This is a genomic window from Streptomyces sp. NPDC041129 (assembly GCF_055592265.1).
Genome location: NZ_JBVIYV010000011.1, coordinates 182,374 through 200,013, shown reverse-complemented (window position 1 = coordinate 200,013; position 17,640 = coordinate 182,374). Strand labels below are relative to the sequence as shown.

General features: G+C 74.0%; 16 protein-coding genes. 7 read left to right on the top strand and 9 right to left on the bottom strand.

The features are described 5' to 3' along the window. Positions 1-123: 123 nt before the first annotated feature. Positions 124-1,203, top strand: coding sequence for an MGDG synthase family glycosyltransferase (locus ACZ6B1_RS29760; protein WP_468783369.1), 1,080 nt, complete (start codon positions 124-126; stop codon positions 1,201-1,203). Between the two features lie 16 nt (positions 1,204-1,219). Here ACZ6B1_RS29760 and ACZ6B1_RS29755 read toward each other — a convergent pair whose 3' ends face one another. Continuing rightward, a complete protein-coding gene (locus ACZ6B1_RS29755; RefSeq protein WP_468783367.1) occupies positions 1,220-1,987 on the bottom strand; it encodes a polysaccharide deacetylase family protein in 768 nt (255 codons plus the stop codon). Between the two features lie 67 nt (positions 1,988-2,054). Beyond that, complete coding sequence (locus ACZ6B1_RS29750; protein WP_468783365.1) at positions 2,055-2,861, bottom strand: SDR family NAD(P)-dependent oxidoreductase; 807 nt, start codon at positions 2,859-2,861, stop codon at positions 2,055-2,057. A gap of 393 nt (positions 2,862-3,254) precedes the next feature. Here ACZ6B1_RS29750 and ACZ6B1_RS29745 point away from each other — a divergent pair, with 393 nt between their 5' ends. Then, a complete protein-coding gene (locus ACZ6B1_RS29745) occupies positions 3,255-4,145 on the top strand; it encodes a DMT family transporter (protein ID WP_468783363.1) in 891 nt (296 codons plus the stop codon). A gap of 121 nt (positions 4,146-4,266) precedes the next feature. On the opposite strand, the gene ACZ6B1_RS29740 is transcribed toward ACZ6B1_RS29745, so the two are convergent. After that, the gene (locus ACZ6B1_RS29740) at positions 4,267-5,397 is read right to left on the bottom strand and encodes a sulfite oxidase (protein WP_468783361.1); all 1,131 of its coding nucleotides are present in this window, start codon (positions 5,395-5,397) and stop codon (positions 4,267-4,269) included. A gap of 186 nt (positions 5,398-5,583) precedes the next feature. Between ACZ6B1_RS29740 and ACZ6B1_RS29735 the strand changes: the two genes are divergently transcribed. Further along, entirely contained in the window at positions 5,584-7,650 is a 2,067-nt protein-coding gene (locus ACZ6B1_RS29735) for a galactose-binding domain-containing protein (RefSeq protein WP_468783359.1), read from the top strand. Between the two features lie 19 nt (positions 7,651-7,669). On the opposite strand, the gene ACZ6B1_RS29730 is transcribed toward ACZ6B1_RS29735, so the two are convergent. Further along, entirely contained in the window at positions 7,670-7,870 is a 201-nt protein-coding gene (locus tag ACZ6B1_RS29730) for a hypothetical protein (protein WP_468783357.1), read from the bottom strand. Positions 7,871-8,115: 245 nt separating this feature from the next. Between ACZ6B1_RS29730 and ACZ6B1_RS29725 the strand changes: the two genes are divergently transcribed. Next, positions 8,116-8,988 (top strand): trypsin-like serine protease, encoded by an 873-nt coding sequence (locus ACZ6B1_RS29725; protein WP_468783355.1) that lies wholly within the window; start codon positions 8,116-8,118, stop codon positions 8,986-8,988. Positions 8,989-9,055: 67 nt separating this feature from the next. Beyond that, a complete protein-coding gene (locus tag ACZ6B1_RS29720; protein WP_468783353.1) occupies positions 9,056-9,742 on the top strand; it encodes an HAD family hydrolase in 687 nt (228 codons plus the stop codon). 18 nt (positions 9,743-9,760) lie between these two features. On the opposite strand, the gene ACZ6B1_RS29715 is transcribed toward ACZ6B1_RS29720, so the two are convergent. From ACZ6B1_RS29715 to ACZ6B1_RS29700, 4 genes are read right to left on the bottom strand one after another with little or no spacing between them, the layout of a single operon-like run. Beyond that, positions 9,761-10,903 (bottom strand): XdhC family protein, encoded by a 1,143-nt coding sequence (locus tag ACZ6B1_RS29715; RefSeq protein WP_468783351.1) that lies wholly within the window; start codon positions 10,901-10,903, stop codon positions 9,761-9,763. Continuing rightward, positions 10,896-13,034, bottom strand: a complete 2,139-nt coding sequence (locus tag ACZ6B1_RS29710; protein ID WP_468783349.1) for a xanthine dehydrogenase family protein molybdopterin-binding subunit — start codon at positions 13,032-13,034, stop codon at positions 10,896-10,898. Before ACZ6B1_RS29710 ends, ACZ6B1_RS29715 begins: the two co-directional genes overlap by 8 nt. Continuing rightward, the gene (locus ACZ6B1_RS29705; RefSeq protein ID WP_468783347.1) at positions 13,031-14,023 is read right to left on the bottom strand and encodes an FAD binding domain-containing protein; all 993 of its coding nucleotides are present in this window, start codon (positions 14,021-14,023) and stop codon (positions 13,031-13,033) included. The genes ACZ6B1_RS29710 and ACZ6B1_RS29705 overlap by 4 nt, the downstream gene beginning before the upstream one ends. Next, entirely contained in the window at positions 14,020-14,604 is a 585-nt protein-coding gene (locus ACZ6B1_RS29700) for a (2Fe-2S)-binding protein (protein WP_468783345.1), read from the bottom strand. The genes ACZ6B1_RS29705 and ACZ6B1_RS29700 overlap by 4 nt, the downstream gene beginning before the upstream one ends. 275 nt (positions 14,605-14,879) lie before the next feature. Here ACZ6B1_RS29700 and ACZ6B1_RS29695 point away from each other — a divergent pair, with 275 nt between their 5' ends. Both ACZ6B1_RS29695 and ACZ6B1_RS29690 read left to right on the top strand, forming a co-directional pair. After that, on the top strand, positions 14,880-15,494 hold the full coding sequence (locus ACZ6B1_RS29695; protein ID WP_468783343.1) for a TetR/AcrR family transcriptional regulator: 615 nt from the start codon (positions 14,880-14,882) through the stop codon (positions 15,492-15,494). A gap of 202 nt (positions 15,495-15,696) precedes the next feature. Beyond that, the gene (locus ACZ6B1_RS29690; protein WP_468783341.1) at positions 15,697-16,689 is read left to right on the top strand and encodes an asparaginase; all 993 of its coding nucleotides are present in this window, start codon (positions 15,697-15,699) and stop codon (positions 16,687-16,689) included. A gap of 255 nt (positions 16,690-16,944) precedes the next feature. Here the strand turns inward: ACZ6B1_RS29690 and msrA are convergent, their stop codons facing one another. Then, positions 16,945-17,466: a peptide-methionine (S)-S-oxide reductase MsrA gene (gene msrA / locus ACZ6B1_RS29685; RefSeq protein WP_468783339.1), complete on the bottom strand. Its 522-nt coding sequence runs from the start codon at positions 17,464-17,466 to the stop codon at positions 16,945-16,947. Between the last annotated feature and the right edge of the window lie 174 nt (positions 17,467-17,640).

Genomic DNA, 17,640 nt, shown 5'->3' with positions numbered 1-17,640 from the left:
TTCCCGCGAGGTGACCATGCCGCACATGTGCCCCCGGCCGTGCCCGTGCCCTCCGGCCCGCCCCGGTCCGCGGGTCCGCCCGGCCGGGCGGACGTCCGCCGCCGCGCCGGTGCGGCGTCTGCCGTGAGCCGGCTGCTGGTCGTCAGCGCGAGCATGGGGGCGGGCCACGACGCGGTGGCCCGTGAGCTGGCCCGGCGGCTGCGCGCCGGCGGGCACGAGGCCGTGCACCGGGACGTGCTGGAGCTGCTGCCCGCCCGTGCCGGGGCCGGGCTCCGCGGCTTCTACCGCGCGACGATCCGGCATGTTCCCGCGCTCTACGGGGGCATCTACGCCGCCTTCTTCAGGGGCGGCGCGGGACCGCGGCCGGGCAGCGCGCCGCTCGCCGCGCTCGCCGGCGACCGGCTGCGGGCGGAGGTGGTGAGCGAGCGTGCCGACGCGGTCGTGGCGGTCTTCCACCTCGCCGCCCAGCTCACCGGCGGGATGCGGGCGCGGGGGCGGCTGGCGGTGCCGAGCGCGGTGGTCATCACCGACTTCGCCGTCCACCGGCAGTGGCTGCACCGGGGCAACGACCTGCATCTGTGCCTCACCCCGGAGATCGCCCGGGAGGTGCGGCACCGTCTGGGGCGCCCCGCCACCGCCTGCGGTCCGCTGCTGGCCGACCGCTTCCGCCCGCACCCGGCCGGTGAGGCGTCCTGGCGCCGACGGCTCACGGAGGGCGACGGCCGCCCGCCCGTGCTGCTGTCCGCGGGCGCGTGGGGGGCGGGGAGCCGGCTCGGCGCGACGGCCCGGCTGCTGGCCGGCGCCGGCTATCTGCCGGTCGTCCTGTGCGGGCGCAACGCGCGCCTGCGCCGCCTGCTGTCGAAGGTGCCCGGAGCCCTCGCGCTGTCCTGGGTGGACGACATGCCGGGCCTGCTCTCGGCGTGCGCGGCGGTGGTCGACAACGCGGCGGGGCAGACTTCGCTGGAAGCGCTGGCCGTCGGCGTGCCGGTGGTCGGATACCGTCCGATCCCCGGTCACGGCGCCGAGGGCGTGCACCGCATGGCGGCGCTCGGCCTGACCGAGCACGCCGCCGACCCCTGGCGGCTCGTGCAGTGCCTGGACCGTCTCACCTCCGGCGATCCGGGACCCGGCCCCCGCGCCTCGGCCGCACGCGGCCTCGTCCGAGGTGACGTCGTGAGCCCGCTGGAACGTCTCTGCTCCTGAAGTCCGGGCGACCGGGTCATCCCGCGCGGGCCGCGCCCGCCGGGGGCGCGACGCCGTGTTCGCCCAGCGGTCCGACGGTCAGGCCCGCCTCGCGGCAGGCGCCCACCAGCCGGGGCAGCGCGGCCAGCGCCGCCCGCCAGCAGTCCGGTGCCGCGTGACGGTCGGTGTCGTGCAGCAGCACCGTGCCGCCGCCCCGCAGGTCCGGCAGGACCGTCGCCGTCACGGAGGCGGCCGTGGCGCCGGCCGCCCAGTCTCGGCCCCAGGCGGTCCACAGGACCGGGCGCAGTCCGGTGCGGCGCGCGGCCAGCAGGCGGTCGCCGGTCAGGATGCCGTACGGGGGCCGGTACCAGACCGGGCTCGCGCCGGACACCTCCGCCACGGCGTCCGCGGCCCGGGCCAGCCGACGGGTCTCCCTGAGCGGCGCGGGCCGCCAGGGGCGGTCGTGCGTCCAGCCGTGCACCGCGAGTTCATGGCCACGCCGGACGATCTCGTGGCTCAGCCGCCGCTGGGCCAGCACCTGCTCGCCCAGCACGAAGAACGTGGCGCGGACCGCCAGCTCGTCCAGCGCGGCGAGGAAGGCGGGGGTGGAACGGGGATCGGGGCCGTCGTCGAAGGTCAGCGCCACGTGGTCGGTGCGGCCGACGCCGGCGAGGGCGGGCAGCCAGGCCCGGCGCGGTCCGGGCAGCCAGGTGGCGGCCGGGAGGATGTGGGCGGCGGCGGCCAGCACGGGCACGGCGGCGACGGCCGCGGTGAGCAGCCGGCCACGGTCGGCACGGCCCCGCATACGCAACTCCCTTCACGTCCGTCCGTGACCCCCGGTCACCGGGCTCGGACGGGTTGGCGTCAGCTCGTCAGCCGAACCGGGCCGCCAGGCGCCGGTACGGCGTGGGCGCCAGGCCGCGCAGCGCGACCGGGAGGCGGAGCCAGCCGGGCACGAACACCTCGTGGCGTCCGCCGCGCACCGCCTCGACCACCGCGGCGGCCACCCGCTCGGGCGGGACCGGACGCGGGCGGCGGCGGGAGTAGGGCACCCCTCTCCGGGCGAAGAAGGGGGTGTTCACCACGCCCGGCACGACATGGGTCACCCCGACGCCGGTGCCGTTCAGCTCGTAGCGCAGCGCGTCGGCGAAGGTGCCGAGGCCCGCCTTCGCCGCGGAGTACACCGCTTCCTCGCGCACCCCGACGCATCCCGCGACGGAGCCGATGAGCACCAGCCGGCCCCGGCCGCGCGCCACCATGTGCGGCAGCACCTGGCGGACCAGGTGCACCACCGAGGCCAGGTCGACGGTGAGCACCCGGTCCACCTCGCTGTCGGGCATCGAGGTGAACGGTCCGGCCCAGCCCACTCCGGCCGCGGCGACGAGGAGATCGACGCCCGGCGCCCGGCGCAGGGCCCGCTCGGCCAGTTGCCGGGCGCCGTCGACGCCGGCCAGGTCGCAGGGGATCGCGACGCCCGACGTCTCGCGCGCCACCGCGTCCAGCCGGGCCGGGTCACGTCCGGAGAGCAGCAGCGTCCACCGCTCCCCCGCCAGGGCCCGCGCGACCGCCGCGCCGATCCCGGAGGACGCGCCCGTCACGAGTGCCACGCCCGTCGTCGGCACGGTGCCCGGCAGGAGGGTGGACGGGGCGGGATACGGATCCGCCGTGGCGCGTCCCAAGCTGAACCTCCTCCAGTGGTGGCCCCGGTGCGGCCTGGGGGTCCGCCGGCCGCTCACGACCGCACTCTCTCCGCCCCGCCCGCCCCCGTGCGTCCGTGCGCCGTACGCCCGTCGGTGCCGGCGACCATCGAGGGATAGCCGGAGCTCACGGCTTTCAAACGTGCGGCGGGGCCGGCTCGCGGGCACGGGAGCCGCTCGGGCACCGCGCGGTCGATTCCGTCCGCGCCGAACCGATGAGGTGACCGCCCATGGGCCGTTCGGCGCCGCGGTGCGTCGGCGGCCGCACGCGGGGGGTACGGCGATGCGCCATGCGGGTGTTCTTTCCGGGACGGTCCCGGCCGGGGTCCCGCCGTCCGGAGCCTTCGCCCGGTCCGGGCGGGAGGATGGCCCGCCGTGGTGTACCTCTTCGGCCTTCCCGCCGCGTGTCTGCTGGGCTTCGGTTTCGTGCTCCAGCAGCACGCGGCCGAACGCGAACCGCTGTCCCTGATGTTGTCCTTCCGGCTGCTGCTGGACCTGATGCGGGTGCCGCTGTGGCTGGCGGGCATCGGCTGCATGGTGCTCGGTCAGGTCCTCGGCGCGCTCGCGCTGACGCAGGGCAGCCTGGCCCAGGTGGAGCCGTTGCTCACCATGAACCTGCTCTTCGCGATGGCCCTGGCGCGGTGGATGGGCGACCAGCCGCTGGGCTGGTCGGGGTGGCTGGGGGCGCTCGCCCTCAGCGGTGGGGTCGCGGCCTTCGTGGTGGCGGGGCGCCCGCACAGCGGTCAGGGCGAGGTCGGCGCGCTGCGGCACTGGATCGTGATCGGCTGCGTGCTGGGGGTGGCCGGGATCCTTGTCGTCATCTCCCAGCGACTGCGGCTGCTGCACCGGCCGCCCCTTCTGGCCGCGGCGGCGGGAACGCTGTACGGCCTGCAGGACGCGCTCACCCGGGTCTGCGGCGGCATCTTCGGCGCCGAGGGGCTGACCGGTCTGCTGGCCTCCTGGCAGCCCTGGGGAGTGGTGGCGCTGGCGGTGATGGGGCTGCTGCTGGTGCAGAGCGCCTTCGAGGCAGGGCCGCTGCGGCTGTCCCTGCCCGCGCTGAGCGCCGCCGAGCCGCTGAGCGGCATCGCCTGTGGCATCGGTTTCCTCAACGACGAGCTGCGTACGACGCCGGGCGCGCTGGCCTGGCAGGCGGCCGGTGTGGTGGCGGCGCTCACCGGGGTCTTCGTGCTCGGCCGGCATCCGGTCATGCCGAGCGGCGAGCGCCGTCCCGAGCCGCCGCCGCACCACCTGATCCACCGGCACTGACGGGCCCTGGGGTGCGCCGTCGAGCCGGGCCGGGGTAGCCCGCAGCAGGGTGTGGAACGGTGGCCCGCGCGAGGGTGCCGCGCGGCCGGCGCCGCGGTACGGGCGCGGGATGCGGGGGCAGTCATGCGGTGTCGCCGGGGTCCGGGCAGAACACCGGTACCCGCTGGACGAGGTTGTTGGCGAAGCCGCCCCGGTTCCAGGACTGTTCCAGCGGCTGACTGTTCCCGGCACCGTCGTGGGCGCGGACACTCAGCACATGGTCGCCGGGTTCGGCGAACCATTCGTGGCTCCACCGGCGCCACGCCCACCGGTGTCCGTGGTCGGGTTCGAGTTCGGCCGGGTGGACGCTCGCACCGCCGTCCGTGCTGACCTCGACCGACGTCACCGGGGCGCGTCCCGACCAGGCCCGCCCCTCGATGCGGACCGGGCCCGGCGCGACGACCCGGGTGCGGGACATGAAGTCGGGGAAGCCGGGCGGTATCAGCAGCGCCCGGGGGGCGATCCGCGTGACGGGCCGCCCCTCCTCCTCGCTGTCCTGTCTGATCCGGTACGCGACGGACTGCTGGAAGCCGGTGAAGGGCTCGTCGACGACGGTGACCGCGCGCAGCCACTTGACCTGGGCCATTCCGTACCAGCCGGGCACCACCAGGCGCAGCGGCCTGCCGTGCTGGGGCGGCAGGGGCGCGCCGTTCATGGCGTAGGCCACCAGCACCCCGGGCTCCGCGCCGGTGGCGACGTCGAGCGGGAGGGCGCGCTCGTAGTCCTGTTCGACACCGCGCTCCACCCCGTGGTCGGCGCCGGTGAAGACGACGTCGACCGCGTCGGAGGCGGCACCGGCCTCGGCAAGGAGGAGGCGCAGCGGGACCCCTGTCCACTCCGCCGTGCCCACCGCTTCCAGCAGCCAGGGCTGGCTCACCGGCCTCGGCGACAGCAGAGCTCTGCCGTTTCCGGCGCACTCCAGGGTCACGCGTGTGGTGACCGCGGGGAAGGCGCGCAGCTCCGCGGGCGAGAGGGTGAGGGCGCGCCGCACGCGTCCGCCCAGCGTCAGCCGCCAGGCGGTGTCGTCCGGCACGTGCGGGATGTCGTAGTGGGTAAGGACGTAATGCAGTCCCGGCGGGGTCAGGTCGTAGCGCAGCGCCTCCAGCGGCAGGCCGTGGTTGCGGGCGGCCAGCGCCAGTTCGTCCTGCCCCAGGCCCTCGCCCGTCGCGGCCAGCCGGGCAGGAGCGCTCACGTCGGTGAGTCGACGCCCCATGCCGTCGATTATTCGCCTCGGCCGGCGCTCACGCACCGGCTGGATCGGCGCGGTCCGCGCTCGCGGGGTTGCGCCCCTCGTCTTGACGTTCCGCGCGGCAGTGGCGATCCTCGGGGCAGATTGTGTCGTACATGACAATAGCTGCATCCGATACCGCGCCATCCCGCCGACCGAGGGACGTGGGCCGTGACCGTACGCAGAAGCCCGTACCGCCACCGCAGGGACGCGGGCGTCCTTTCGGTGCTGCTCCTGGTGCTGGCCGTCGTCCTGAGCCCCACGCCGAGTTCGGCGGCGGCCGGGAACGACTGGTGGACACCCGTGGCACGGCCCGCTCCGGACTCGCGGATCAATGTCACCGGCGAGCCGTTCAAGGGCACCGACGCCCGGGGCCGGGTCCGGGGTTTCGCCGACGCCCACGACCACCTGTTCGCCAACGAGGCCTTCGGCGGCCGGCTCATCTGCGGCAAGGTGTTCTCCGAGGCCGGGATCGCCGACGCGCTCAAGGACTGCCCCGAGCACTACCCCGACGGCTCGCTCGCCGTCTTCGACTTCATCACGAGGGGCGGCGACGGCAGGCACGACCCGGTCGGCTGGCCGACGTTCAGGGACTGGCCCGCCCATGACTCGCTGACCCACCAGCAGAACTACTACGCGTGGGTGGAGCGCGCCTGGCGCGGCGGTCAGCGCGTGCTCGTGAACGACCTGGTCACCAACGGCGTGATCTGCTCGGTCTACTTCTTCAAGGACCGAAGCTGTGACGAGATGACGTCCATCCGCCTGCAGGCGAAGCTGACGTACGACCTCCAGTCCTACATCGACGGGATGTACGGCGGCCCCGGCAAGGGCTGGTTCCGGATCGTCACCGACAGCGCGCAGGCCCGTGAGGTCATCGAGCAGGGCAAACTCGCGGTCGTGCTGGGCGTGGAGACCTCCGAGCCGTTCGGCTGCAAGCAGATCCTGGACGTCCCGCAGTGCGACCGGCACGACATCGACGCGGGCCTGGACGAGCTGTACGCGCTCGGGGTGCGCAGCATGTTCCTCTGCCACAAGTTCGACAACGCGCTGTGCGGGGTGCGCTTCGACTCCGGCGGGCTCGGAACGGCCATCAACGTGGGGCAGTTCCTGTCGACCGGCACGTTCTGGAGGACCGAGAAGTGCGCGGGCCCGCAGCACGACAACCCCATCGGCTCGGCGGCGGCGCCCGGGGCCGAGGCGAAGCTGCCCGCCGGGGTGAGCGTCCCCTCGTACGGCACGGACGCCCAGTGCAATGTCCGCGGTCTCACCGACCTCGGTGAGTACGCCGTGCGCGGCATGATGAAGCGCAAGATGATGCTGGAGATCGACCACATGAGCGTCAAGGCCGCAGGCCGCGCGCTCGACATCCTGGAGGCCGACTCGTACCCCGGTGTGATCTCCTCGCACAGCTGGATGGACATGAACTGGACCGAGCGGGTCTACGGCCTCGGCGGTTTCGTCGCCCAGTACATGAACGGCTCCCAAGGGTTCGTCGCCGAGGCGAACCGCACGAAGGCGCTGCGCGAGAAGTACGGCGTCGGCTACGGCTACGGCACGGACATGAACGGCGTCGGCGGCTGGCCGGGTCCCCGTGGCGCGGACGCCCCCGACAAGGTCGTCTACCCCTTCCGCAGCGTCGACGGCGGCTCGCTGATCGACCGGCAGACCACGGGAGAACGCACCTGGGACCTGAACACCGACGGGGCCGCGCACTACGGCCTGGTGCCGGACTGGATCGAGGACATCCGGCGGGTGGGCGGCCAGGACACGGTGAACGACCTCTTCCGCGGGGCCGAGTCCTACCTCGGCACCTGGGGAGCGGCCGAGCGGCACCAGGCCTCGGTCGACCTCGCCGACGGGGCGCCGGCCACAGCCAGTTCGTCCGAGTGGAACCCGTTCACCAGCTACGCGCCGGGCCGGGCGGTGGACGGCCGGCGGGACACCCGGTGGGCCAGTGACTGGAGCGACGGCCAGTGGCTGCGGATCGACCTGGGCTCGACCCATCTGGTCGGACGAGTCACGCTCGACTGGGAGCGGGCGTACGGCAGGTCGTACCGGATCGAACTCTCGACGGACGGGGTGAACTGGCGGACCGCCTGGTCGACCACGACCGGCGACGGCGGCCTGGACACCGCCCGCTTCACCGCCACACCGGCACGCTACGTCCGCGTCACGGGCACCGGGCGCGGGACCCAGTGGGGCTACTCGCTGTACGAGGTCGGCGTCCACAGCGGCTGACGCCGGCGGCCCCTGCCCGTCAGGGGTGGCCGCTCCCGGACCCCGCCGTCCCGCCCGGCACGCCCGACGGCGGAGGCGGCGGGGGAACCGGACCGGCGGACGACGGGGCGGCCGGCGTGTCGTCGTCCAGGTCGCCGCGCAGGGCCGCCATGGCGAAGGCCACCATGGAGGCCAGCACGAGCAGGGTGAGCGACCCCCAGATCGCCGGGATCGCCCACATCGGCCAGTCGTTGGCCGACTGCGCCCAGAGTATTCGATCACACCGACGCGGGGCCGCCCAGGCCCGGCACCGGCAGCGCACACGCCGGCGGACCGGCCGGGTCCCGGCCACGTGCGGCGGCGGGCCGGTCGCCGGCGCGCACTTCACGCTGCGCCGTCTTGTGGCGAGCCGCCCCAGCCACTTCAATGCTCCCTACCTCCCCACAGGAGAACACCTGTCCCACATACCCAGTGAAGGGGTTCTTCTTGACCGCCATACGCGTCACCGCCGTCACCGCGGCCACCTGCGCCCTCGTCCTCGCCGCCGCGCTGCCGTCCTCCGCGATCAACTCGTACAACGCCACTCCCGCGCCCGAACGCACCGAGGTCGGCGCCCTCGTGGCCACCTGGGACGCCGACGGCGATCCGGCGACCCCGGACCGCACCGACTGGGTGTGCTCCGGCACCATGATCGACGCGAACACCTTCCTGACCGCCGCGCACTGCACCAGCGACTGGCCGGCCGGCGTCAGGTTCTACGTCTCCCTCGACCAGGACGTCCAGGCCGGGCTCGACGCCGCCGCGAAACGGCACCCGGGTGACCCGGCGGCCCAGGCCGAGGCCGTCGCGGTCGAAGGCGTCGCGCACACGCACCCCGACTACCCCGGTCCGTCCTCCGACCCGCACGACATCGCGGTGATCGAACTGCCCGCCGCGAAGGTCGCGTCCCGCTGGTCGTTCACCCCGGCCACCCTGCCGGCCGCGAACCAGTTGGGCACTCTCACGTCGAAGGATCTGAACTCCGCCGACTGGGTCGTCGCCGGGTACGGCACACAGGAGGCGGCTCGGGGTGCGGGCGGCCAGACGCATCCGGGCGGCGGGGTCCGCATGAAGGCGCCCGTGAGCTTCAACGCCCTCGACAAGGCATGGGTCCGCCTCGGCATGACGGCACCCCAGGGCAACGGCGGGGCCTGCTACGGCGACTCCGGCGGCCCCAACTTCGCGCTGCTCGGCGGGAAGAGAATCCTCACCTCCACGACCATCACCGGCGACACCCCCTGCTACGCCACGAACGTCACCTACCGACTCGACACCCCTGGAGCCCGGGCCTTCCTGTCCCCCTTCGTGAATCTGCCGTAACCGCACCGCGCCGCCAGGAGTGCTCACCGCGCTTCCCTTCCGCCGGCTCGCTGACATGATTCACCCTGTGACCAGCGAACTCAGCAGCACCGGGGTACGGAAGTACGTCCTCTTCGACGTCGACGGCACGTTGATCGACGCCGTGACGAACCAGCGCCAGGTCTGGGCCACTTGGGCCGGACGATACGGACTGGATCCCGCCGAGGTCTACCGAGTCGCCCTGCGGACACGGCCGATGGAGACGTTCGCCGTGGTCGCGCCGGGCGAGGACCCTCGGGAGTGCCTGGCGGCGCTGCACGAACTGGAGGACGACGACGTTCGGAACGGCGAGTACTCCTCCTTCGACGGTGCGAGCGAGTTGTTGCCCGCGCTGCCGGCCGGCTGCTGGGGGCTGGTGACCTCCAACTACGAGCACCGGGTGCGGGGGCGGTTCGCCCGCACCGGGCTGCCGGTTCCACATGTGCTCGTGGACGCCGGCTCGGTCGAGGAGGGGAAGCCGTCGCCGGTCCCCTATCTGCTGGCCGCGCGGCGGCTCGGCACCGAGCCGCGGGACTGCCTGGTCGTCGAGGACGCGCCGTCCGGGGTGGAATCCGGACGGCGCGCCGCCATGACCGTATGGGGCGTCAACTCCCCCGCACCGGTGGCCGGTGCGCACCGCCACTTCCGCACCCTGCGCGAGGCGGTCCCGGAGATCCTCGCCTTCGCGGCCGGGGCGCACGGGACGCCGGCCGCGGAGCCGGAACCGGCGGCCTGAGCGGGCGCCGGTTCCGGTTCAGGCCGCCGTCGCCCCTTGGTGGTCCGGACGGTCGCGGTGGATCGGGGTGTCCGTGCCGGTGAGGGGGACGCCCGTGCCGCCCCGCCGGGCGGCGACGATCTCCGCCACGATCGACAGGGCCGTCTCCTCCGGGGTGCGGGCGCCGAGGTCGAGTCCGATCGGGGACCGGAGCCGGGCCAGTTCCGGTGCGCTCACGCCCTCTTCCCGCAGCCGCCGCTCACGGTCCTCGTGGGTCCGGCGCGAGCCGAGGGCTCCGACGAACGCCACCGGCAGCGCGAGCGCCACCTTCAGCAGCGGTACGTCGAACTTCGCGTCGTGGGTGAGGACGCACAGCACCGTACGGGCGTCGGTCTCCGTCCGCCGCAGATAGCGGTGGGGCCAGTCGACGACGACCTCGTCGGCGTCCGGGAAGCGGGCCGGAGTGGCGAAGACGGGCCGGGCGTCGCAGACGGTCACGTGGTAGCCGAGGAACTTGCCCGCCCGGGCCAGGGCGGACGCGAAGTCCACCGCACCGAAGACGATCATGCGTGGGGGCGGCACGTTCGCCTCGACCAGCAGGGTGATGCCGCCGGGGCAGTGCGAGCCGTCCTCGGCGATGTCCACCGTGCCGGTGCGACCCGCCTCCAGCAGCGCCGAGGCCTCCGCCACCGCCGTCCGGTCCAGTTCCCGGTGGCCGCCCAGACCGCCCTCGTGCGTGCCGTCGGGCCGTACCAGCAGGGCGTGGCCGAGGAGTTCGGCCGGACCCCGGACGACCCGGGCGAGGGCGGCCGGCTCGCCGCGGGCGGCCGCCGTCAGGGCCGACGCCAGAGCCGTCCGGGCGGGCTCCGGCGCGCCTACCGGCGTGATCAGCACGTCGATGGTGCCACCGCAGGTCAGGCCGACGGCGAAGGCGTCCTCGTCGCTGTAGCCGAACCGCTGGAGCACGCTCTCACCGGTCTCCAGCGCCTCCTGGCACAGGTCGTACACGGCGCCCTCCACGCACCCGCCGGAGACCGAGCCGATGACGGTGCCCTCGCGGTCGACGGCGAGGGCCGCGCCGGGTCCGCGCGGCGCGCTGCCGGCGACGGCCACCACGGTGGCGACGGCGAACTCCCGGCCCTCCTCGATCCAGTGGTCCAGCTCCTCGGCCAGATCAAGCATCCGGCGCTCCTCCGGCGGCCGTGAGGACGCGGTCGGGCCGGATCGGCAGGTTGCGTTGGCGTACGCCGGTCGCGTGCCAGACCGCGTTGGCGATGGCGGCCGCGGCGCCCACGATGCCGATCTCGCCGATGCCCTTGATCCCGACCGGGTCGTCGGGATCGGTGTCCTCGATCCAGTCGGCCTCGATGTGCGGGACGTCGGCGTGCGTGGCCACGTGGTAACCGGCGAGGTCGGCGCCGACATGACCACCGCTGGCGCGGTCCCGGACGGCCTCCTCGTGCAGGGCCATGGAGATGCCCCAGATCATGCCGCCCAGGAACTGGCCGCGTGCGGTGAGCGGGTTGACGATCCGGCCGGCGGCGAAGATGCCGAGCATGCGGCGCACGCGGACCTCGCCGGTGGCGACGTCCACGGCGACCTCCGCGAACTGGGCGCCGTAGGAGTGCCGTTCGGCGGGTGCGAGGGCGCCGATGGCCGCGGTCGTGTCCGACCGTACGGTGATGCCCTCCGCCGGGATGTCGCCGCTCAGGGCGAGTCGTTCACGCAGTTCGGCGCCGGCTGTGGTGACCGCCCAGGACCAGGAGCGGGTGCCCATGGAGCCACCGGCGATCATGGCCGGGCCGAAGTCGCTGTCGCCGATACGGACCCGGACGCGGTCGGGAGCGACACCCAGCGCGTCCGCGGCCACGAGGGTGAGCGCGGTGCGGGCTCCGGTGCCGATGTCGGCCGCCGCGATGCGGACGGTGAAGGTGCCGTCCGGGTGGGCGGTCGCGGTGGCGGTGGACGGCGCGGCGCCGGCGCCGAAGGAGGCCGCGGCCGTGCCGGTACCGAGCAGCCAGCGGCCGTCGCGGCGCCGCCCGGGGCGCGGGTCGCGGTCCGCCCAGCCGAACCTGCGGGCGCCCTCCTGGAAGCAGGCGGGCAGGTTGCGTCCGGCGAAGGGCAGGCCGGAGACCGGTCCCCGCTCCGGCTCGTTGCGCAGGCGCAGTTCGATCGGGTCGATGCCGCACTTCTCGGCGAGTTCGTCCAGTGCCGCCTCCAGCGCGAACGAGCCGGGTGCCTCGCCCGGGGCGCGCATCCAGGTCGGGGTCGGCAGGTCGCGCCGTACCACGCGGTTGGCGGTGTGGTGGGCGTCGGCGTCGTACATCACCCGTGCCACGCCGGCGCTGGGTTCGACGAACTCGTGCACGGTGGAGGTGACGCTCACCGAGCGGTGCTCGAGGGCGCGCAGCCGGCCGGTGGCGTCGGCGCCCAGCCTGACGTGCTGCGTGGTGGGGCTGCGGTAGCCGGCCAGCGAGAACATCTGACGCCTGGTCAGCACCACGCGCACAGGACGCCGCAGGGCGGTCGCCGCCATCACGGCGGCCACCTGGTGGGCGCGGACGCCCTTGCTGCCGAAGCCGCCGCCGACGTGCTCGGAGCGCACCCGCACCGAGGCCGGGTCGAGCGAGAAGAGGTTGGCGAGTTCACCGACGACCCAGGTGGCGCCCTGGTTGGAGTCGACCACCTCGAGCCGGCCGCCGTCCCAGCGGGCGGTCGCCGCGTGCGGCTCCATCATGCTGTGGTGCTCTTCGGGGGTGGTGTACTCGGCGTCCACGACATGCGCGGACGCGGCCAGTTCGGCGTCGAGGTCGCCCTTCTCCGTCACCGCCGGCATGAAGCCGTCCACCGGGTAGGCGTCCGGGTGCTCGCCGTCGAAGTCGATGTCGTGGGGCTCTTGTTCGTAGTGCACGACGAGCGACTCGGCGGCCTCCCTGGCCTGTTCCGACGTCTCGGCGACGACCAGCGCCACCGGCCAGCCCAGGTGCGGCACCCGGTCGTGCTGGAAGACGGCGCAGGTGGGGTCCGGGGGCGTGCCCAGCATGCCGACGTAGTCGGTGTTGACGCGCGGGGCGTTGCGGTGGTCCAGGACGGCGACGACGCCCGGCATGGCCAGGACCGCGTCGGTGTCGAGGGCGCTGATGCGGCCGCGGGCGACCGTGGAGAGCACCAGCCAGCCGTGCGCCAGGCCCTCGAAGGGGATCTCTCCCGAGTAGCGGGCGGCTCCGGTGACCTTGTCCCTGCCCTCGACGCGGGTGTGCGCGGTGCCGACGGAGGCCGCCTGCGCGGGAGTGCCGGTCGTGACGGTGGTCATCGGGCGGCCTCCTCGGCGAGTTCGGTCAGGACGGCCACCACGAGGTTGCGCATCAGGGTCACCTTGTATCCGTTGTGGGGCAGCGGCCGGGCCGCGGCCAGTTCGGCGTCCGCGGCGGCGGCGAAGGTCTCGGCGCCGGCGGGCGCACCCGTCAGGACGCGTTCGGCCGCACGGGCCCGCCAGGGGCGGGAGGCGACCGCGCCCAGGGCCAGGCGTGCGTCCCGGACGACTCCGTCGTGGATGTCGAGCGCGGCGGCGACCGAGCCGATGGCGAAGGCGTACGAGGCCCGCTCGCGCACCTTGCGGTAGCGGGAGTGGGCGGCGACCGGGGCGGGCGGCAGCGAGACACCGGTGATCAGGGCGCCCGGTGGCAGCGCGGTCTCGCGGTGCGGGGTGTCACCGACGGGCAGGTAGAACTCGGCGAGCGGCGACTCGCCCGGCCCGTCCGCGGTTTCGAAGTGAACGACGGCGTCGAGCGCGGTGAGCGCGACACCCATGTCCGAGGGGTGCACGGCGACGCAGTGGTCGGACGCCCCCAGAATGGCGTGGTTGTGGTGCTCGCCCTGGACGGCGGGGCAACCGCTGCCGGGGACGCGCTTGTTGCAGGGCTTGGTGACGTCGGTGAAGTAGCCGCAGCGGGTGCGCTGCAGCAGGTTGCCGCCGACGGTGGCCATGTTGCGCAGTTGCCCGGACGCCCCGGCCAGCACGGCCTGGGCCAGCACCGGGTAGCGGCGCCGGACGGCGGGGTGGGCGGCGAGGTCGCCGTTGGTGACGGTCGCGCCGATCCGCAGGCCGCCGTCCTCGGTCGGCTCGATCTCGTCCAGCGGCAGTTCACGGATGTCGACGAGCCGGGCCGGCCGCTCGACACCGGTCTTCATCAGGTCGACGAGGTTGGTGCCGCCGCCGAGGAAGCGCGCGTCCGGGTCGGCACCGAGCACGGCGACGGCACCGGCGACGTCGGACGCCCGCTGATAGCCGAACTCCCTCATGCCACAACCTCCTTCGTACCCGCCGCCGTCCTGGTGGAAGCGGTGGCGTCGGCATCGGCCCCGGCCGCGCGGGCCACCGCCCGGACGATGGAGACGTAGGCGCCGCAGCGGCACAGGTTGCCGCTCATCCGTTCCCGGATCTCCTCGGCGGTCAGGGGTGGCGGTCCCGCTTCGGGACTGATGTCGCCGGTGACGGCGCTGGGCCAGCCCGCCGCGTGTTCCTCGATCACTCCGATCGCCGAACAGATCTGACCCGGTGTGCAATAGCCGCACTGGAAGCCGTCCAGGTCGAGGAAGGCCTGCTGCACGGGATGGAGCTGATCGCCGTCGGCCAGGCCCTCGACGGTGGTGATCTCGCGGCCTTCGGCCGCCACGGCCAGTTGCAGGCAGGCCACGGTCCGGCGCCCGTCCACCAGGACGGTGCAGGCACCGCACTGGCCCTGGTCGCAGCCCTTCTTGGTACCGGTGAGATCGAGGCGCTCGCGCAGGGCGTCGAGCAGGGTGGTGCGGTGGTCGACGGGCAGTGTGTACTTCTCGCCGTTGATCTTCAAGGTGATGACACTGGACGTCGATGAGGCCATGAGCAGCTTCTTTCGCATTTCCAGGAAGATGGGGGGTGGCCCGGCGACGGAGTGCCGGACAGTGCGGGGAGTGCCTGGTGCGGGCCGTTGCCGCAGGGGGCGAACCGAGGTGCGGGGCGCTTGGACCGAAAGGACGGACGCGGACTGCCGCGGGTTCCCGGCCCCGGCTATCGTGGACGCAACAACCGGACAGCTGTCCGCTACCTGGAAAACCTAACGGACAGCTGTCCGGTTAGCAAGGGCGAGGTTCGGCCACGGACCTGCGAGGAGGACGAGTGCCACTCAGAGACGACTCACCCCGGCGCTCGGACGCGCAGCGCAACCGTGAGCGCATCCTGGAGGTCGCCCTCGTTGAGCTGACGCGCTGCGCGGACGCCCCGCTGAGCGCGATCGCCAAGAAGGCCGGCGTCGGGCAGGGCACGTTCTACCGGAACTTCCCCAATCGCGAGGCGCTCGTCCTGGAGATCTACCGGCACGAGATACAGCAGGTCGCCGACAGCGCCGCCCAACTCCTGCGGACCCGGCCGCCCGAGGAGGCCCTGCGCGCCTGGATGGACCGGCTGGCCGAGTTCGCCATGGCCAAGGCCGGCCTGGCCGACGCGATCCGCCAGGTCACGGGCACACCGGGCAGTCCGGCGAAGCCGACGCACACTCCGGTGACCTCCGCGGCGGAACTGCTGCTGCGCGCCAACGAGGAGGCCGGCACGATCCGCCCCGGCATCACTGCGGACGACTTCGTTCTGGCCATCGCGGGCCTCTGGCAGCTCGACCCGCACGACGACTGGCGGTCACGCGCCGCCAGGCTCCTCGACCTCGTCATGGACGGCCTGCGCACGGGAGCGCCCGGGGCGCAGGGCCGGCAGGCGCCCCTCGACCCCGACCGGCAGTGACGGCAGTGACGGCAGTGACGGCAGGCGTCAGGGGATCACGGCCCGAGGGCACCGCACCTCCGGCCGCGGCGCGGAGATCACTCGCCGGTACCGTGACGCGGAAGCCCAGGTGGACGACCCGCTCGGCCGGCCGGCGGCTCCGCCGATCCGGGGCGGCCGGACGGGCGGGCCGCCCCGATCCGCGTCCGGGAGGTCACCGCCCATGTCCGAGTCCGCCACCACCACAGCCACAGCCACAGCCACAGCCGAGTCACGCACCGCTCCGGTCCTCGCCGAGGTCGTCCGTTCCGGATTCGTCGAGGGGCGGCACCGGGGCAGCCTGGTGCTGCTCGCGGCGGACGGCTCGGTGGAGCTGGCGCTCGGCGACGTGACGTCCCCTGTGTTCCCTCGCTCCGCCAACAAGCCGATGCAGGCGGCGGGCATGCTGCGGGCGGGACTGCCGCTCGCGGGCGAACGGCTGGCCCTGGCGGCCGGCAGCCACTCGGGCGAGGCCTTTCACCGCGACCTGGTCCGCACGATGCTCGACGAGCACGGGCTGAGCCCCGAGGACCTGCTCTGTCCGCCCGCCCTCCCCCTGGACCAGGAGGAGCAGGAGAGGTACCTGGCGGCGGGCGCCCGCCGTGATCCGGTGGCCATGAACTGCTCCGGCAAGCACACGGCGATGCTCGCGGCGTCCGCCTTGCGGGAGTGGCCGCTGGAGTCGTACCTCGACCCCGGACACCCGCTCCAGCGGCTCATCCGGACGGCGGTGGAGGAGGCGGCCGGGGAGCCGGTGGCGGCGGTCGGCACCGACGGCTGCGGGGCACCGCTCATGGCGATCAGCCTGACCGGCCTCGCCCGCGCCTTCCGTTCCCACGTCCTCGCCGAGCCCGGCACGGCCGAGCGACGGGTCGCCGACGCCATGCGCGCCCACCCCGAGTACGTCGCCGGCACCCGCCGTCACGACACCTGGCTGATGCGGGAGTTGCCGGGCACGCTGGCGAAGGTGGGCGCGGAAGCCGTCCAGGGGCTCGCCCTGCCGGACGGACGCGCCCTGGCCCTCAAGATCGAGGACGGCGGCGGCCGGGCCCTGGGACCGGTCCTGGCTCGCGCCCTGCGCCTGGCCGGTGTCACGGCGCCCGTGGTCGACCGCGTGGGCCGCATGCCCCTGCTGGGCGGCGGCCGGGAGGTGGGAGAGGTGCGGCCGGTCTTCTGAGGCCGAATGCCCGGGGGTGCGCCTGCCGCTCCCGGCTGGGCGGCTTCCTCGGCCTCGGCCCCTCGGCCTCGAACGCCCTCCCCCGCGCACTGCTGGGCTGGGAACCGGGCGAGCCCGGACTCCTCGCCGACCTCGGCAAGGGCCACTACTTCGACGCGCCGGCCCCCGCCGCCTGACGGTCCGACGGCCCACCGGGCTCACGGCCGGTGAAGGGACTTCCGGCCGGCGACGGGATCCCCGGCCGGTTGCCCCGCCTCAGTTCGCCGTGGACGAGGCCCGGCGCGGCAGCTTCCAGCCGGGGCGCGGGAAGTGGCAGGTGTAGCCGTTCGGATAGCGCTCCAGGTAGTCCTGGTGCTCGGGCTCGGCCTCCCAGAAGTCGCCCACGGGCTCGACCTCGGTGACCACCTTCCCCGGCCACAGTCCGCTCGCCTCGACGTCGGCGATCGTGTCCACGGCGACGCGGTGCTGCTCCTCGTCCGCGTAGTAGATCGCGGACCGGTAGCTGCGCCCGATGTCGTTGCCCTGGCGGTCCCGCGTGGTCGGGTCGTGGATCTGGAAGAAGAACTCCAGGATGTCGCGGTAGCTCGTGGCCGCGGGATCGAAGACGATCTCGATGGCCTCGGCGTGGTCGCCGTGATCGCGGTAGGTGGCGTTCGGCGTGTCTCCGCCGGAATAGCCGACGCGCGTGGACACGACGCCGGGCTGCTTGCGGATCAGATCCTGCATGCCCCAGAAACAACCGCCGGCCAGTACGGCTCGCTGGGTTCCCACTGTCATCGGTCGCTCCCTCGCCCTGCAGCTTCTACGTTCGTCCAGCCTAAGGTCACACCCGGCCGGGATATTCCCCGGCCGGTGCCGATGCCGGGTCCGGGACGATCACAAGGGCGAGGGCGGCGCACCGTCACAGCCGTTCGGCGGTGCGTCCGCCCCCCGCCGGGTGTGTCGATTGAC

Coding starts and splice junctions, on each gene's coding strand:
- ACZ6B1_RS29755 (WP_468783367.1), bottom strand. CDS start 1,987: ATGCGGGGCCGTGCCGACCGTGGCCGGCTGCTCACCGCGGCCGTCGCC.
- ACZ6B1_RS29740 (WP_468783361.1), bottom strand. CDS start 5,397: ATGGGGCGTCGACTCACCGACGTGAGCGCTCCTGCCCGGCTGGCCGCG.
- ACZ6B1_RS29730 (WP_468783357.1), bottom strand. CDS start 7,870: ATGTGGGCGATCCCGGCGATCTGGGGGTCGCTCACCCTGCTCGTGCTG.
- ACZ6B1_RS29715 (WP_468783351.1), bottom strand. CDS start 10,903: ATGCTTGATCTGGCCGAGGAGCTGGACCACTGGATCGAGGAGGGCCGG.
- ACZ6B1_RS29710 (WP_468783349.1), bottom strand. CDS start 13,034: ATGACCACCGTCACGACCGGCACTCCCGCGCAGGCGGCCTCCGTCGGC.
- ACZ6B1_RS29705 (WP_468783347.1), bottom strand. CDS start 14,023: ATGAGGGAGTTCGGCTATCAGCGGGCGTCCGACGTCGCCGGTGCCGTC.
- ACZ6B1_RS29700 (WP_468783345.1), bottom strand. CDS start 14,604: ATGGCCTCATCGACGTCCAGTGTCATCACCTTGAAGATCAACGGCGAG.
- ACZ6B1_RS29690 (WP_468783341.1), top strand. CDS start 15,697: ATGTCCGAGTCCGCCACCACCACAGCCACAGCCACAGCCACAGCCGAG.
- msrA (WP_468783339.1), bottom strand. CDS start 17,466: ATGACAGTGGGAACCCAGCGAGCCGTACTGGCCGGCGGTTGTTTCTGG.